The organism is Alphaproteobacteria bacterium (genome assembly GCA_016699735.1).
Lineage (GTDB): Bacteria > Pseudomonadota > Alphaproteobacteria > Micavibrionales > Micavibrionaceae > JAGNKE01.
In genome coordinates this window covers 1,798,901-1,813,472 of record CP065008.1, presented here as the reverse complement: position 1 = coordinate 1,813,472, position 14,572 = coordinate 1,798,901, and the positions used below count along the sequence as shown (strand labels likewise).

Annotated in this window: 15 protein-coding genes and 1 tRNA gene; 4 read left to right on the top strand and 12 right to left on the bottom strand. The window is 53.8% G+C overall.

Annotated elements, in window-relative coordinates:
• Nucleotides 1–4: 4 nt before the first annotated feature.
• The 6 genes from pepN to IPN28_08880 all read right to left on the bottom strand — a co-directional run bounded on the left by pepN (nucleotide 5) and on the right by IPN28_08880 (nucleotide 7,135).
• A complete protein-coding gene (gene pepN / locus IPN28_08905) occupies nucleotides 5–2,620 on the bottom strand; it encodes an aminopeptidase N (GenBank protein QQS58582.1) in 2,616 nt (871 codons plus the stop codon).
• A 47-nt stretch (nucleotides 2,621–2,667) separates the two neighbouring features.
• Nucleotides 2,668–3,843 carry a glutamate 5-kinase gene (locus tag IPN28_08900; protein QQS56406.1) on the bottom strand — a complete coding sequence of 392 codons (1,176 nt, stop codon included), beginning with the start codon at nucleotides 3,841–3,843 and terminating at the stop codon, nucleotides 2,668–2,670.
• Between the two features lie 3 nt (nucleotides 3,844–3,846).
• Nucleotides 3,847–4,875, bottom strand: coding sequence for a GTPase ObgE (obgE, locus tag IPN28_08895; protein QQS56405.1), 1,029 nt, complete (start codon nucleotides 4,873–4,875; stop codon nucleotides 3,847–3,849).
• Nucleotides 4,876–4,958: 83 nt separating this feature from the next.
• Nucleotides 4,959–5,240, bottom strand: a complete 282-nt coding sequence (rpmA, locus tag IPN28_08890) for a 50S ribosomal protein L27 (GenBank protein QQS56404.1) — start codon at nucleotides 5,238–5,240, stop codon at nucleotides 4,959–4,961.
• Nucleotides 5,241–5,277: 37 nt separating this feature from the next.
• Nucleotides 5,278–5,595 (bottom strand): 50S ribosomal protein L21, encoded by a 318-nt coding sequence (gene rplU, locus IPN28_08885; GenBank protein QQS56403.1) that lies wholly within the window; start codon nucleotides 5,593–5,595, stop codon nucleotides 5,278–5,280.
• A 214-nt stretch (nucleotides 5,596–5,809) separates the two neighbouring features.
• Entirely contained in the window at nucleotides 5,810–7,135 is a 1,326-nt protein-coding gene (locus tag IPN28_08880) for an Nramp family divalent metal transporter (GenBank protein QQS56402.1), read from the bottom strand.
• Here IPN28_08880 and mntR point away from each other — a divergent pair.
• Nucleotides 7,134–7,706 carry a manganese-binding transcriptional regulator MntR gene (gene mntR / locus IPN28_08875; protein ID QQS56401.1) on the top strand — a complete coding sequence of 191 codons (573 nt, stop codon included), beginning with the start codon at nucleotides 7,134–7,136 and terminating at the stop codon, nucleotides 7,704–7,706. The genes IPN28_08880 and mntR overlap by 2 nt on opposite strands.
• A gap of 21 nt (nucleotides 7,707–7,727) precedes the next feature.
• A complete protein-coding gene (locus IPN28_08870; GenBank protein QQS56400.1) occupies nucleotides 7,728–8,987 on the top strand; it encodes a putative Na+/H+ antiporter in 1,260 nt (419 codons plus the stop codon).
• Here the strand turns inward: IPN28_08870 and IPN28_08865 are convergent.
• Together IPN28_08865 and IPN28_08860 are read right to left on the bottom strand one after the other, a co-directional pair.
• Nucleotides 8,984–9,688, bottom strand: a complete 705-nt coding sequence (locus IPN28_08865) for a CPBP family intramembrane metalloprotease (GenBank protein QQS56399.1) — start codon at nucleotides 9,686–9,688, stop codon at nucleotides 8,984–8,986. The two genes, IPN28_08870 and IPN28_08865, sit on opposite strands and share 4 nt — an antisense overlap.
• Nucleotides 9,689–9,769: 81 nt before the next feature.
• Entirely contained in the window at nucleotides 9,770–10,411 is a 642-nt protein-coding gene (locus IPN28_08860; protein ID QQS56398.1) for an isochorismatase family protein, read from the bottom strand.
• A gap of 152 nt (nucleotides 10,412–10,563) precedes the next feature.
• Here IPN28_08860 and IPN28_08855 point away from each other — a divergent pair, with 152 nt between their 5' ends.
• A complete protein-coding gene (locus IPN28_08855; GenBank protein ID QQS56397.1) occupies nucleotides 10,564–11,862 on the top strand; it encodes an aminotransferase class I/II-fold pyridoxal phosphate-dependent enzyme in 1,299 nt (432 codons plus the stop codon).
• A 7-nt stretch (nucleotides 11,863–11,869) separates the two neighbouring features.
• On the opposite strand, the gene IPN28_08850 is transcribed toward IPN28_08855, so the two are convergent.
• Entirely contained in the window at nucleotides 11,870–12,538 is a 669-nt protein-coding gene (locus tag IPN28_08850; GenBank protein ID QQS56396.1) for a hypothetical protein, read from the bottom strand.
• A 186-nt stretch (nucleotides 12,539–12,724) separates the two neighbouring features.
• Here IPN28_08850 and IPN28_08845 point away from each other — a divergent pair.
• Nucleotides 12,725–12,801, top strand: a tRNA-Pro gene (locus IPN28_08845).
• 7 nt (nucleotides 12,802–12,808) lie between these two features.
• Here IPN28_08845 and IPN28_08840 read toward each other — a convergent pair.
• The 3 genes from IPN28_08840 to IPN28_08830 form a co-directional block, all read right to left on the bottom strand.
• On the bottom strand, nucleotides 12,809–13,576 hold the full coding sequence (locus tag IPN28_08840; GenBank protein QQS56395.1) for a hypothetical protein: 768 nt from the start codon (nucleotides 13,574–13,576) through the stop codon (nucleotides 12,809–12,811).
• A 38-nt stretch (nucleotides 13,577–13,614) separates the two neighbouring features.
• Nucleotides 13,615–14,001, bottom strand: coding sequence for a hypothetical protein (locus IPN28_08835; GenBank protein ID QQS56394.1), 387 nt, complete (start codon nucleotides 13,999–14,001; stop codon nucleotides 13,615–13,617).
• Between the two features lie 76 nt (nucleotides 14,002–14,077).
• Nucleotides 14,078–14,497: a hypothetical protein gene (locus tag IPN28_08830; protein ID QQS56393.1), complete on the bottom strand. Its 420-nt coding sequence runs from the start codon at nucleotides 14,495–14,497 to the stop codon at nucleotides 14,078–14,080.
• Between the last annotated feature and the right edge of the window lie 75 nt (nucleotides 14,498–14,572).

The following is a 14,572-nucleotide window of genomic DNA, read 5'->3' as shown; positions in this document are numbered from 1 at the left end:
TTGATCAGTTTTGCAGGCTCTTGCTGGCGATCTCATAGACGTCCGGCGAGAGATTCTCTATTTCGAGGATAGAGGTCAGAGCTTTTTTCATCAAGGCCTGACGCTCGGGCGTGTAGCGTTTCCATTCCTTGAGGGGGGTCAGCAGCCGTGCCGCGATCTGCGGGTTGATGCGGTTTAAATCCGATACGGCTTCGCGCAGGAATTCATAACCACTGCCGTCCTTGGCATGGAAGCAGACGGGGTTGTTCATAGCGAAAGCCGCGTATAGCGAGCGCACGCGGTTCGGGTTGCGGATATTGAAATCAGGATGCAGCTTGAGTTTTTGCAGGACATCCAGAGTATCAGAACGCACGGCCATCGCCTGGACCGCGAACCATTTGTCGATGACGAGGGGGTAGGATTTAAAGCGGTTGTAGAAATCCTCTATGGCTTCATAGCAAACCGATGTCCTGAACGCAGCCAAGCGGTGCAGGGCGGATATGCGATCGGTCATGCACACAGACTCATCGTACGCTTTTTTGCAGAGATCGACGTCTTCCTTCATCTGTTTGTTGGTGATGAGGTGAAGTGTGGTGTTTTTTAGTGCTCTGCGGCCCATGGCTTCGGAGGAAGTGGAGACTGGGCCTTGATCCTTATTACCTTCGTATAGTTCCTTTAGCGTTGCGGCGTGATGGCTTAGGAGGGTGCTGATGAGGTCTTCGCGGGCATGGTCGATGGCGTCTGTGTCAATTTCCTTTCTGAGCAGGCCGATCTGTGGAACCTCAGGGATGTGGATCATGCGGGCGAAAAGCGCCTTGTCGGAGTCTTCTTCCTGCGCCTTTTTGAGAAGAAGGCCGAAGCTGTTGATGTAATTGACGGGCACTTCCGCGCCTTCGTCCATCATTTTATCCAGCACATGGAGGGTGAAATCCTGAACCGCCTCCCAGCGGTTGAACCCGTCGGTATCATGAATCATGAGGAAAGCGTGGTCTTCGCTCGTGAGATCGTCCTTGAGGTTTACCGGGGCGGAAAAGCCGCGCATGATTGAGGGGACGGGATGCTGGGGAATGTTTTCCATCGTGAAGCTGTCTGATTTTTTCTTCAGATGCAGGATTATTGTCTTTTTTCCTTCACCGAGGGTGATCTCTTGCCCGTCCGGTCCGATAAGTCCGAGAGCGACCGGAATGTGCATCGGTTGCTTTTCCTTTTGGCCTGGCGTGTCGGGGGTGTGCTGGGCCAAGGTGATGGTGTAGTTTTTAGTGACCGAGTCATAGAGGCCTTTGAAGGTTAGCGAAGGTGTTCCGGCCTGAGAATACCAGAGCTTGAACTGGGTCAGGTCCATGCCGCTGGCTTCCTCCATGCAAGCGGCGAAGTCGTCGCAGGTCACGGCCTGCCCGTCGAAGCGGCTGAAATAAAGGTCGGTACCCTTACGGTAGTTTTCGGGGCCGATGATGGTCCGCATCATGCGGATGACTTCGGCGCCCTTTTCGTAGACCGTCATCGTATAGAAATTGTTGATCTCGATGTAGTTGTCCGGTCGCACGGGGTGGGCGAGGGGGCCAGCATCCTCCGGGAATTGGAATCGCCGCAGGTGGGTGACATCATCAATGCGCTGCACATCGCGGGAGTGCAGGTCGCTGGAGAATTCCTGATCGCGGAAGACGGTGAGACCTTCCTTCAGGGAAAGCTGGAACCAGTCGCGGCAGGTTACGCGGTTGCCGCTCCAGTTGTGGAAGTATTCATGGGCGATGACGCTTTCCACGCGCATGAAGTCGGTGTCGGTTGCCGTGTCCGGGTGGGCGAGGACGAGGGCGGTATTAAAAATGTTGAGCGATTTGTTTTCCATTGCGCCCATGTTGAAATCGCTGACCGCCACGATGTTGAAAAGATCGAGGTCGTATTCGAGGCCGTAGACATCTTCGTCCCATTTCATGGATTTCTTGAGGGATTCCATCGCGTGGTCGCATTGCGTTTCATCGCCGGGGCGGACGTAGATGTAAAGATCGACTTCCCGGCCGGATTTTGTCGTGAATATGTCTTGGATATGCGTGAGATCGCCCGCTACCAATGCAAACAGGTAGCACGGTTTGGGGAAAGGGTCGTGCCAGATTGTGAAATGGCGGTTATTCTCCAATTTTCCTTCGGATGTTTTGTTACCGTTCGAGAGCAGGACGGGACATGATTTTTGGTCGGCCTCTATGCGGACAGTGAAGATTGTGAGGATATCCGGGCGGTCGGGAAAAAAAGTTATTCGGCGAAAGCCTTCGGCCTCGCATTGAGTACAGTAGGTGTCACCGGATTTATAGAGGCCTTCGAGTCTTGTGTTGAGGTCGGGGTAAATGACCGTATGGGTTTCGAGGTTGAATTCGTCCTTTCCCTCGGGCCACGTTAGGCGCAGGCCGTTTTCCTCCTGCTTCCAGTTTTTATACTCTTCACCGTCTACGAGGAGTTTTTCAAGGTTCAGGTCTTCGCCGTTGAGAAAGATTTCCCTTATTTTTCCTTCGGTTTTTTTGTAACGGGTTTTTGCGGTGACGCGAGTCTGGGAGTCGCGGATGTCGAACGATAAATCCAGACTGAGTACCTTGCACGGGTAAGGGGCGTAATCCTTGAGGTGGATGGTTTTGGGTGTGTCGGTCCGCATTTCTTGCCACGCCATTTATTTTACAAAACCCCGCCACTATACAGGGTTTATTTCAGTTCGAGAACCATATCGTTGCGGTGAACCAGCTCGTCGCGGCCTGTGTAGCCGAGAATTTTTTCGATATCGGCCGTGTTCCTGCCGACAATCAGGGTTGCGTCGGCGATATCATAGGCGCTGATCCCCATGCCGACTTTTTTACCTTCAAGGGTGCGAATTTCTATGGCGTCGCCGCGCTGGAAATGGCCTTCGATCCTTTTTACGCCGACGGGTAGAAGGCTTTTGCCGCCCTTGAGGGCTTTTAGTGCGCCATCGTCGATGATGACGATGCCCTTGGGGCGCATATGGCTTTGCAGCCAGATCATTTTCGCACCGGCTTCGCTTTTTTGTGCGACGAAGAGGCTGGAGGGGCGGGCAGGATCATCCATCAAAGTTTTGAGGATATGGTTATCGCGGCCGTTGGCGATCACCATGCTGATCCCCGAACGGGTTGCTGATTGCGCGGCCTCGATCTTGCTTTTCATCCCGCCGGTGCTGAGGCCTGCTATTGCCGATCCGGCCATCTGGAGATGTTTTTCCTCCAGTTGTTCGATGACTGGGATGTGTTGCGCGGACGGGTCGAGGTCGGGGTTGGCGGTGTAGAGGCCATGTGTTGTGGAGAGCAGAAGCACGGTATCGGCTTGGATCATCTGGGCGACGCGGACGCTGAGGCGGTCATTATCGCCGAAGCGGATTTCCCCGGTTGAGACCGTGTCGTTTTCGTTGATGACCGGGACGATGCCCTTATCCAAGAGCGTATAGAGCGTTTCGCGGGCGTTGAGGTTCAGGCGGCGGTTTTCCGTTTCGCTCATGGTCAGGAGGACTTGCGCGGCTGTTATTCCGACTTTTGAGAAGGCTTTGAAGTAGCCGTTGAACATATGGTACTGACCGACGGCGGAGGCGGCTTGCTTTTGCTCCAACCGGATCGCGCCGGGGGCGATATCCGCCGGGATGCCGAGCGCCTTGCGTCCGAGGGCGATGCCGCCGGAGGAGACGACGACAACCTTGATCCCCTTTTTCATGAGATCGGCGATGTCCTGCGCCAGAGATTCCATCCATGCCGTGTTGACCTCATCCATCTGCTTGCCGCGAATAAGAACGGAGCCGATCTTTATGACCAGGAATCGGGAGTTTCTGAGTACCTGATGCGCGGAGAGGATGTTATGCTTTTTTTGTACCGTGGTCATCTGTCAGGCGCTCCGGGATTTTTTGAGTTCTCTTTCCCGCTGGCGGTTTTCGCGCACAATTTCGGCCAGCTTGAAGAGCAGGGGCTTGATGCCGTCCTGCGCGATGGCGGAGATCACGATGATGTCCTTCTTTATGGCTTTTTTCAGGATTTTAGCCTGATCCTGCGCCAGTTCGGGGCCGAGGGCGTCGGCCTTGGTCAGGGCGATGATTTCCGGTTTGTCCTTCAGGCCGTGGCCGTAGGCTTCGAGTTCTTTGCGGATCGTCTTGTATGCGCCGGGGAGATCGTCCTGCGTACAGTCGATGAGATGCAGGAGGACGCTTGTTCTCTCAACATGGCCGAGAAAGCGGTCACCGAGGCCGTGGCCTTCGTGCGCGCCTTCGATCAACCCCGGAATATCTGCGATCACGAAATCGAATTCCCCGGCTTTGACGACGCCCAGATTCGGGTGCAGAGTTGTGAAGGGATAATCCGCGATTTTGGGTTTGGCGTTGGTGCAGCAAGCCAGAAAGGTGGATTTTCCGGCATTCGGTAATCCCACCAGCCCGACATCGGCGATGAGTTTGAGGCGCAGCCAGATTGCGGCCTCCTGACCCGGCCAGCCGGGGGTGAATTTACGGGGTGCCTGATTCGTGGAGCTTTTGTAATGGGCGTTGCCGAAACCGCCGTCGCCGCCCTTGAGAAAAACGACCCGCTGGCCGGGTTCGTTGAAATCGGCCAGAACGGTTTCTCTATCCTCCGCTAGAATGACGGTGCCTACGGGCACTCTGATGATGCAATCCTTGCCGTCGGCGCCTGTGCGGTTCTGGCCCATGCCGTTTTGTCCGGGTTCGGCGCGGAAATGCTGCTGGTAGCGGAAATCAATCAGTGTATTGAGTGTTTCGGCGGTTTCGATGATGACGTCCCCGCCGCGACCGCCGTTGCCGCCGTCGGGACCGCCGAATTCGACGAATTTTTCGCGGTGGAAGCTGACGCAGCCGGGGCCGCCCTTGCCGCTTTCGAGGTAAATTTTCGCCTGATCGAGAAATTTCATTTTTGTGTGGTCCGTCCGGCCATTAAAAAAGGGGAAATTCCTTTCCCCTCTTATTTATCTTTTTTGGCTTCTTTCAAAAAGGGTTATTCCGCCGCCTGCGCCTGTGCGTCGTTGGCCGGGAGAACGTTTACGACGGGCTTGCCGCCCGGACCCTTGGAGAAGAGAACCTGACCTTCGAGCAGGGCGAAAATCGTGTGATCCTTGCCCATGCCGACATTCTTGCCGGGGCGGTATTTCGTGCCGCGCTGACGGATGATGATGTTGCCGGCCAGAACGAATTCGCCGCCGAATTTTTTTACGCCCAAGCGCCGACCTGCTGAATCGCGTCCGTTGCTGGTACTGCCGCCTGCTTTCTTATGTGCCATCGTCTTCTCTCCTTAATTATGATTTTTGTTATTATTGTTACGCAGCGGCCTTGATATTGGTGATCTGGATGTAGGTCAGATCCTGACGGTGGCCCTTCTTGCGGCGGTAATTTTTGCGACGTTTTTTCTTGAAGATCGTGATTTTCGGACCGCGATCCTGACGGATGATCTTCGCCTCCACGAGCGCACCCTCAACGATCGGAGCGCCTACGGTGGATTTCTTGTCATCGGCGATCATGAGAACCTGATCCAGGTTGATAACCGAGCCGTCTTCGCCTTCGATTTTCTCCACGAAAATCTTGTCGTCCTTTTGGACCTTGTATTGTTTTCCGCCCGTTCTGATTACTGCAAACATGTCTGTTTTCCGTTTGTTGCGTTTAATTTCAGCGTCTATTTTACGCGCTCTTGTTGCGGTGCATGAGTTTTCCCCGCACAGGCGAAGGACATAATCACAAGCGCCTAAGTCTGTCAAGAAATAGAGGGTCATTTATACTAAAAATCCGGTCAAAGGGAAAGAAATCCTTTTGCAGCGCATCACGAAAGGAAATTATTCCTTGGTTTGCCCTGACCTAGAAGCTCAAGAAGAAGTCGTACAGCAGCTTCAGATTCAAGCATACGATGAGCAAGGACACGGCCCAGGCTGTGGCGGCGAAGAGGGGGCCGATGGCAAATTCGCCCATCAGCTTTTTGTTTGAGGTGAATTGAACCAGCGGAATGACCGCAAAGGGAAGCTGCAGGCTCAGGATCACCTGCGAGAGGATCAGGAGCTTGGCTGTGCCCGATTCGCCAACCCAGATGGCCACGGTTAAAGCCGGGATCATGGCGATCAGGCGGGTCATCAGGCGCCGTAGCCACGGGGGCAAGCGGATTTCCAGAAAGCCCTCCATGACGATCTGGCCGGCCAGTGTAGCCGTTACGGTTGAGTTCTGGCCCGAAGCCAGAAGAGCGAGGGCGAAGAGGGTGCTGGCCATCGCGGTTCCCAGAAGGGGGGTGAGGAGTTCATGCGCTTCCTGTATCTCTGCCACTTCGGTCATGCCCTGCTGGTGGAAAGTGGACGCCGCCAGAATGAGGATGGCCGCGTTGATGAACAGCGCAAACATCAGGGCAAAGGTGGAGTCGATAGTCAGGAATTTTATCGCCTCGCGTTTGGAGGCGGAGTCCTCCCCGTAGCAGCGAGTTTTGACGATGGCTGAGTGAAGGTAGAGGTTGTGCGGCATCACGGTTGCGCCGAGAATTCCGATGGCAATATAAAGCATCGCCGGGTTCTGCACGATTTGCGGGTCGGGGACGAAACCCGCCATGACCGCGTTCCATTCGGGCTGCGCCAGCCAAATATCAACCACGAAGCAACCCGCCACCAGCGCGATCAGGGCGATGATGAACGCCTCCAGCCAGCGGAACCCTTTCGACTGCAGGTACAGGATCAGAAGCGTGTCGAAAGCGGTGAGGCAGACGCCAAAAACCAGATCAATCCCAAACAGGAGTTTCAGGGCGATGGCGGTGCCGATGATTTCGGCAAGGTCGCAGGCGCAGATGGCGATTTCGCAGACGAACCAGAGGAAAATTCCGACCGGCTTTGGATATTGAGTCCGGCAGGCCTGGGCAAGATCGAGTCCTGCGCCGACGCCCAACCTGACGGTCAGCGCCTGTAAAAGGATGGCCATCAGGTTAGACATCAGGATAACGGAGAGCAGCGTATAACCGAAGGCGGAGCCTCCGGCGATGTCGGTCGCCCAGTTGCCGGGGTCCATATAGCCGACGGAGACCAGATAACCCGGTCCGGCGAAGGCGAACATCTTTCGCCAAAACCCTGAATTTTGGGGAATCTCCACCGTGCGGAAGACTTCAACGAGGCTGACGGCTGTGGTTGGCGCTGGCGCAGGGGAGTCCTGCATGAAATTCAACTCCTGTTTACTACTTACAGCTTATAATAAGAAATATAGCCTTGGCAATACTTTTGACAAAAGGCTAATTTTTGGTGAAAATAGACTGAGGACATTCCGCGATAGGGGTATTGCAGCCGTGACCGACAACCTTATATTGGCCGATCCGAAAAAACAGGCCTCCTGGTTCGAGAAGGTGCGGGAGGCTCACCAGACCGAGACGGCGGAAGATTATGTCGAGCTTATTGCCGACCTGATCGACGCGAACGGCGAGGCGCGCATCGTCGATCTTGCCTCGCGTTTCGGCGTTTCACAGGCGACGGTGAACAAGATCGTTACCCGTCTGAAGCGGGAAGGACTGGTGATCGCGCAGCCCTATCGTTCGCTTTTTTTGACAGAAGAAGGAAAAGTTCTGGCGCACGCTTGCAAGGCGCGGCATCTCATTATTGTTGATTTTCTCAAAAGTATCGGTGTAAGTGAGAAGGTCGCCGAGATGGACGCCGAGGGGCTGGAGCATCATGTCAGTCGTGAAACGCTCAAGGCTTTCGAAAACGTCATCAAAAAACTCGGTAAGAAATCCTAACCTGACTGTCCGGACACTCGCATGAATCCGACGACCATACAAATCGTAGCTGCGTGTTTGTTCGCCTTGGCGGTGCTGCATACGTTCGCCACGAAGTTTTTCGAGCGTCTTGCCCATAAGCGCCCCGAACACGCGGGTCTTTTCCATCTGCTGGGGGAAGTCGAAGTGGTTTTCGGGTTCTGGGCGATGGTTCTGGTTCTTTCTATATTCGGTCTTGAGGGCATTAAAGAAGCTACGCATTATGTCGATTCGCGCAATTTCACCGAGCCGATGTTCGTCTTTGCGATCATGGTTGTCGCGGCCACGCGGCCGATTCTTCAGATGGCTACCTCCGTGATGCTGTTTATTGGTGGTAAAATTCCCCTGCGCGGGGCGGGCGGGTTTTATTCTACTGTTCTTTGTTTTGGGCCGCTTTTGGGGTCTTTTATCACAGAGCCTGCGGCTATGACGCTTTGTGCGTTGATTCTGAGCGCCCATATTTATTCCAAGAATGTTTCGTTGCGATTGAAATACGGAACCTTGGGTATCTTATTTGTTAATATTTCCATCGGCGGCACTTTGACGCCCTTTGCTGCGCCGCCTGTGCTTATGGTTGCCGGGCACTGGGGCTGGGATATGGCGTTTATGATGCAACATTTCGGCTGGAAGGCTGCACTTGCTGTTTGCGTTAATGCACTGGCCGTGACTTATTTTTTCAGGAAGGAGCTTGGGGAGCTTTCCAAAATTGAGCCTCCGCGGGAGAGCGATCCCGTTCCTGTCGCCCTGACTGCCGTGCATTTGCTGTTTCTGACGGGAATCGTCGCGTTTGCCCATCATCCGGCCGTGTTTTTCGGTCTTTTTCTGTTCTTCCTTGGCGTTGCCCATGCGTATGAGCGTTATCAGCACCGTCTGATCCTGCGCGAAGGATTGCTGGTTGCTTTTTTCCTTGCCGGGCTTGTGGTTCTGGGCGGGCTGCAGCACTGGTGGCTGCAACCGCTTTTGATGGCCATGAGCAGCGATCAGGTGTTCTGGGGGGCTACGGCGCTTACGGCCATTACGGATAATGCCGCTTTGACGTATCTGGGGTCGCTGGTCGAAGGGCTTTCGGATGAGTTTAAATATTCTCTGGTGGCCGGGGCCGTGACGGGAGGAGGGCTGACCATCATCGCCAACGCGCCAAACCCCGCCGGGATCGCCATTTTGCGGGAGCATTTCGACGATAAGGCGGTGCATCCGCTCTGGCTTTTTGCCGCCGCCTTGCCGCCGACGCTTGTGGCCGCTTTTGCTTTTACCATGCTTTAATGCACGGCGCCGCCGTAGAAGTACCAGCCGAGGCCGATGAGGAAGAGGCTGATGCCGTAGAGACCGTGTTCAATAGTCACGAGTGCCAGCGATTTGGTTTTGCTGTAGGTCGAGGCGAAGATCAGGCCGGCGATGAGGCTCAGGAGCGGCGCGACCCAGTTGATATAGAGAACGTGCGCGTAGGCGAAGACGAGGGCGCTGGCGATGATCATCATGCGTTCGGTCGTGAACAGAGTCTTAAAGCGTTCGAAGAAATAGCCGCAGAAGATCATTTCCTGCGGCAGGGCCGAGAGCAGGGGGTAGGCGAAGAGGATCACAGGGATTGCTGCGGGGCGCTGTTCAATGATGTAGAACATCCGTGCAGGATCATAAAAATAAATAAAAATCAGCATCCCTATGCTGCATAACGCCCAGCGGGGGAGAATGGTTTTCATGTTCTGCCAGTTTACGGCCTCGAACCGCCAGACTTTTTCCCAGAATCCCTCCCGCGTCAGGAACAGCACGGCCCAGCAGAAAAAGGTTACGCCCCAGAGGAAGAGGAACATATTCCGGGCCAGGCGGAAAGCGATAATCACCGTGGGGATCAGCAGGCAAATGACCGAAAATTCGAAAACCAGCAACAACTTTGATTTGAGAATGTCCGCTTCTTCCGGCGCGTTGGCCGTCAGGGCTGGGGGGTAGGTCGTGGCGTTCTCCTGCATTGTTTTATCTTAACACAGAATTTGTGGCTAAAGCCCGAAATTCAGGGGAGGTGTCTTGCTGCACTGCAGGGGTTATTAGTCTTAGCTGCCGGGGCCGAAATACATCTGGTGCAAATCGTTGTAGTCATATAGGGGCACTGGCAAGACGCGCCGATCTTCAGGGGTTTGCAGCATTGACAGCGTCCTGTCGGCATTCGTGAATATTATTTTGCCTTGTCCGGCATCGAACATAAACTCCTCGAAGTGTTCCATCGGATGCGAGGGCGTAGCGGCGGCCACCAAATCTGTCGGCAGGACGACCCTAAAGCCGTTTTTCACCAGATCATTCATCGTCCAGTAGATGCATTCAGGGGCGTAAAATCCCATCAGGACGACCGTGTTTTCACCTTCAGCCCTTTTTTCCTCAAAAAAGGCGGCGTGTTCGGGATAGGCCGACATTCGGGTTTTGGGGAGGAATTCGTCCTCCATGGGAAAAGGGACAACACGATGGAAAGCCGCCTCCTGTGCGGTGTAACTCTTTTCATGACCGGGGCGCGTGTCCGAAAGCTGCATTCCCCAGGCAAAGGAGGCATGGTCGCGGGCATCGGCGGTAAAGTCTGCTATTTTTCTTGCAGTTTCATCCAGATGCTGGCTTTGGGCGCGTTGGTATGGGTCCAGTTCAGGATACAAGGTGGGGTCACAGCTTGCGCGGTTAACGTCGATCCCCAATACAAGCACTTTCATTCTGGCCCCCTGTCATTATTTTTGCGTCTATATTAACGTATATCGCTTGGCATTTTCCAGATGATTTTACGAAAAAGCTTGAATAATTCGGCCAAACCCCTTAGTTAGAGGGGCTTTTTATTTATGTAATTTTCAGGAGCTCTTGCAGGACCATGGTCAAACTCGTCAAAACCGCCACAGAATTCGAGCTGTCGCCGACCCTTGCCGCCAATGAAATGGTCAAGAGCCGACGGGCGCAGGGCCAGAAAGCCTTTCATATGGGGTTCGGCGAGTCGCCGTTTCCGGTTCCCCCGCGTCTGCAGCAGGCGCTGAAGGAGGGGGTTCACCGCAAGGAATACCTGCCGACTGCCGGTCTGCCGGAATTGTGCGAGACGGTTTCGGCCTATTACAAGGATAAGGCCGGGTTCGATACTTCGCAGTTCGATGTGATTATCGCGCCGGGGAGCAAGCTGATCCTCTATGCGCTGCAGATGGCGGTTGAGGGCGACCTGCTGATGCCCGATCCGAGCTGGGTGAGCTACAAGCCGCAGGCGCGGATGCTGGGACGGGAGGTCATCAAGGTTCCCACGCGTCTGGATGATTCCGGTTACCATATTGACCCGCAAGTTTTCAAGGATACGATTGTGCAGGCACGCAAAGAGGGAAAAAATCCCTCCAAGCTTATCCTGAATTATCCGAGCAACCCGACGGGACTGACGATTTCTGAGCAAGAGTTGAAGGCTATAGCTGAGGTTTGTGTTGCGGAGGATATTCTGATCATTTCCGACGAAATCTACGGATTTGTGAGTTTCGACGGGGTTTATCGTACGATTGCCAAATATGCGCCTACGCATACGGCGATTACCACGGGGTTGTCGAAGCATCTTTCTCTAGGCGGATGGCGCGTGGGGGTCGGATTTATTCCCAAGGCGGTTGGCGGGCTGCAGGGGCTTTTGAAGAATATTGCCAGCGAGACGTGGTCGTGCGTTCCCTCGCCGATCCAGCAGGCGTGTATCGACGCCTATAAGGGGCATGAGGATATCGAGACGCATATCCGCCAGTGCACGGAGATTCATGCGTTGATGAACCGTTATATTGCCAAGGGTTTGCGCGCGCTTGGTATCCATGCGCCGGAGCCGCAGGGGGCGTTTTATAATTATCCTAATTTTGAGAAGCACCGTGAAGCTTTGACGAAGGCAGGGATCAAGACCTCCAAAGATCTGGCGAATGCGTTGTTAAAAGACTACAGCCTTGCTGCTTTGCCGGGGGTTGCGTTCGGTGCTGCACCAGAGGTTCTGACGCTGCGGCTCTCGGGGTGTGATTACGATGGCGAAGCTGCGCTCCGCGCCTATCAGCAGGGGGCGATTCTTGATGAAGCGTTTATCGGCGCTTATGCCCCGAGTGTTATAGAGTCCGTGAAAGTTTTCGGTCAGTTTATCACCGATTATTCGAAGGCCTCGAAGGCGGCCTAATTACTGTTTATTTAGCCCATTTTCTTAGCGCCAACTCCATCATTTGGCATTGTGGGCTTTTTTCCATACACCAGACCGTGGCTAATAGTAACTGCATATAAGAAGGTTCGGGTACAACTCCGGTTTTGTCTGCTATGTCTGCTATTTTATTCATGCAAACAGTGTAGGCACTTTTCATGGCATAGGCGGGAATGCCGTCCTCTTGTGTTGCGGCTGTTGAGGCGGCGCAGTCCTCCTTAAGCGCTTCCATGGAACCTTTTTGACCTGCTTGGTCTAATTTACCGCCAAAATTGGAAACAAGCACCAAGGCCGCTTGGGATGTTGCTCGCAGGCATTCTTCATCCTCCCATTGCTGCGGGCACGATTTTGCGATGTTGCGGGCATCATTAGAGAAATTCATGTCGACATTGATTTCTCTTTTTGGTTTTAACTCAGGTTCCTCTTCCTCCAGATGTTGTCGAACAGTCGGGGAGGAGGCTGAGTCTTTAAGGCGACGTTTTTTCTCCTTATTTTCTTCATCTTCCTCGTCTCCATCCTCATCTTCAGTTTCTTCTACCGGATCGGTGTTCCAGAGGGGGCGAGGCGAGGATAAAACGTCCGATTCCTGTGCCTTGGTTACAGAAGACGATACTGACATCAAAATGAACATACCGACAAACAGGATGTGTTTAAACATATGAGAAACTTTCGTTATGGGCGCTGATGTACTATAACCTATCTACATCTTTGTAGGCAAAGGGAATGGTTTTTTTGCTCTAAAAGGGGATAGAGCTACATAAGTGAGTGCGCTTGTTGACTTTTTTCTGGAATCGTTTTGCAAAGTTATATAGTAAGTGTATCTCCTTGCGCTGTTAGATTTTTTCGGGGTGTGGCGCAGCCTGGTAGCGCGCCTCGTTCGGGACGAGGAGGCCGGAGGTTCGAATCCTCTCACCCCGACCATTTTTCGTTACATTTCCAAAGGCTGGGCGTCCAGACGCCGATCGTCTTCGCTCGGTGCAAAAATGGTAGCCTTGCGCTGGTCGAGAATATGGATGAAGCGCAGGCTTTCCGCAGTGGGTTCCCCCTGAATGTTTGAAAAATACATCACCAGCTTATCCACCGGATGGACGGCTTCCATTGGTGTATCAGAGAGCTGCAGGTAGAGGTCGGTCGATTCGTGCAGATTTCTGAGGTCACGCGCTTCCCAGGGGCCGTTGCTCTTGCCAAACCCTTCGGCCGCTTCGGCGATATAGGAATTGGCGAGGGTGCGGAAGGCGTTGAGGTCGTCGATTGCCCCGATACCCATTCGGTCCATTTCGCTGAGGCCAACGTTGGTGAGGTGGTATTCGACCCATGCAGAGTAGATTGTTGCCATATGCAGGGCGGACTGCGCCTGAACGGTGTTCTGTGACGTGGGTTTTATGCCCGATAAATCGGAGAATTCCGGGTCGAGGATCGCCATTTCCATGAGCATGGTCGAGTTCTGCGCGTCTTCGGGCGTACGCTCGAAGGGGTTGTAGAGCGTCAGTTCGACCTGGTCCATCAGAGCCAGAATTCTGGCGCCGATAACGGCGAGGCTGACATTACGCATATAAGCGGGGGAGGTTGGCGTGTCGCCGAGCTTTTCGTATCTCTTGTCCACGCCACGTAACGTCTGAAAGGCCTCCAGGATTTGCTCAATCTCCTGCGGATGCTCGTGCGGCCTTCCCTTCTGGTTAAAGTCCGGCGATGGCATTTTTTGTCCTCAGCTTTGACTTACTCCTTCAACGCCAATCAGTCGGGCGCCAACTGCGCCACAGACTCAAAAGGTACAGGCTGTCCGGCGGGTTTCGGGAAGGCGATATCTTCGGCCACCTGACGGGATATCCGAAAAGCTTCTTCGTCCGGTATATTTTTTGCACCCCAATTCTCGAGGATTTGCTTCTGCGCTGGATTTGGGCCACCCTTGTGGCCGTTGTCTGCGTTGCCTGAAAACTCGAGCACATATTTCGATTTGCCGAATTGGGCGGCTTCGCCCTGGAGAGGGTAAGCTCTTCCGAGATTAATCACATTGATCCCGCCGTCTCCCAAAGCCGCCTGCATTTCACGAAAAAAGTTTTCGTTAGCCTCGACCTCGTAGTAGCTGTGAACGGATTTTGACGATTGATGATTGAAATTCATGTTTCCCTCCTGAATATTATTTCTTATTCAATAAGGCTAATCGAAGGGCGGGAGGGAAGACAAGTGTTTTTTTAAGCTATTGGGACTGCTGGCATTGATAGGTTACGGGTTGAGGCGTCTCGGGATTAATGATCATCGTCAGACTTGGCCCCTGCGAGATCATCTGCACGCGGAAGCGTTCGTTCGTGCCCAGATCGGTAAAATCGGCAAACTGGTTTTCACCCGTGAAAACATAGCGGGCGGTGGCGGAGGCCAGTTCACCCTGATAGCGGTAATTCACCCCCTCCATGCCGATGACCCCTGTGATCCAGCCCTGCGAATTCTGAACGATTCCCGTGTCGGCAATGGTTTCAACCTGCGCGGTCAACTGCGCAGGGGCGCCGCCAAGATCGCAGACGTAGCTGACGGTTGAGACCTGCTGGGCGTAGGAGGATCCTGAGTATGAAGTCAAGCCTAAGGCCACAACCAGTATTTTCATCATTTTCGTCGCGGTCATCGTCTTTGCCCCTGAATATCAAATCCTCACTTGCACTTAGCATAGGACGCCCATTTTACGCAAGCGGCTGGCCGA

What these genes read in the sequence shown, in the direction of transcription:
- IPN28_08840 (QQS56395.1), bottom strand. Translation starts at nt 13,576, where the DNA reads ATGCCATCGCCGGACTTTAACCAGAAGGGAAGGCCGCACGAGCATCCG.
- IPN28_08900 (QQS56406.1), bottom strand. Translation starts at nt 3,843, where the DNA reads ATGACCACGGTACAAAAAAAGCATAACATCCTCTCCGCGCATCAGGTA.
- IPN28_08855 (QQS56397.1), top strand. Translation starts at nt 10,564, where the DNA reads ATGGTCAAACTCGTCAAAACCGCCACAGAATTCGAGCTGTCGCCGACC.
- pepN (QQS58582.1), bottom strand. Translation starts at nt 2,620, where the DNA reads ATGCGGACCGACACACCCAAAACCATCCACCTCAAGGATTACGCCCCT.
- IPN28_08870 (QQS56400.1), top strand. Translation starts at nt 7,728, where the DNA reads ATGAATCCGACGACCATACAAATCGTAGCTGCGTGTTTGTTCGCCTTG.
- IPN28_08835 (QQS56394.1), bottom strand. Translation starts at nt 14,001, where the DNA reads ATGAATTTCAATCATCAATCGTCAAAATCCGTTCACAGCTACTACGAG.
- IPN28_08860 (QQS56398.1), bottom strand. Translation starts at nt 10,411, where the DNA reads ATGAAAGTGCTTGTATTGGGGATCGACGTTAACCGCGCAAGCTGTGAC.
- obgE (QQS56405.1), bottom strand. Translation starts at nt 4,875, where the DNA reads ATGAAATTTCTCGATCAGGCGAAAATTTACCTCGAAAGCGGCAAGGGC.
- IPN28_08830 (QQS56393.1), bottom strand. Translation starts at nt 14,497, where the DNA reads ATGACCGCGACGAAAATGATGAAAATACTGGTTGTGGCCTTAGGCTTG.
- rplU (QQS56403.1), bottom strand. Translation starts at nt 5,595, where the DNA reads ATGTTTGCAGTAATCAGAACGGGCGGAAAACAATACAAGGTCCAAAAG.
- IPN28_08865 (QQS56399.1), bottom strand. Translation starts at nt 9,688, where the DNA reads ATGCAGGAGAACGCCACGACCTACCCCCCAGCCCTGACGGCCAACGCG.
- mntR (QQS56401.1), top strand. Translation starts at nt 7,134, where the DNA reads ATGAAATTCAACTCCTGTTTACTACTTACAGCTTATAATAAGAAATAT.
- IPN28_08880 (QQS56402.1), bottom strand. Translation starts at nt 7,135, where the DNA reads ATGCAGGACTCCCCTGCGCCAGCGCCAACCACAGCCGTCAGCCTCGTT.
- IPN28_08850 (QQS56396.1), bottom strand. Translation starts at nt 12,538, where the DNA reads ATGTTTAAACACATCCTGTTTGTCGGTATGTTCATTTTGATGTCAGTA.
- rpmA (QQS56404.1), bottom strand. Translation starts at nt 5,240, where the DNA reads ATGGCACATAAGAAAGCAGGCGGCAGTACCAGCAACGGACGCGATTCA.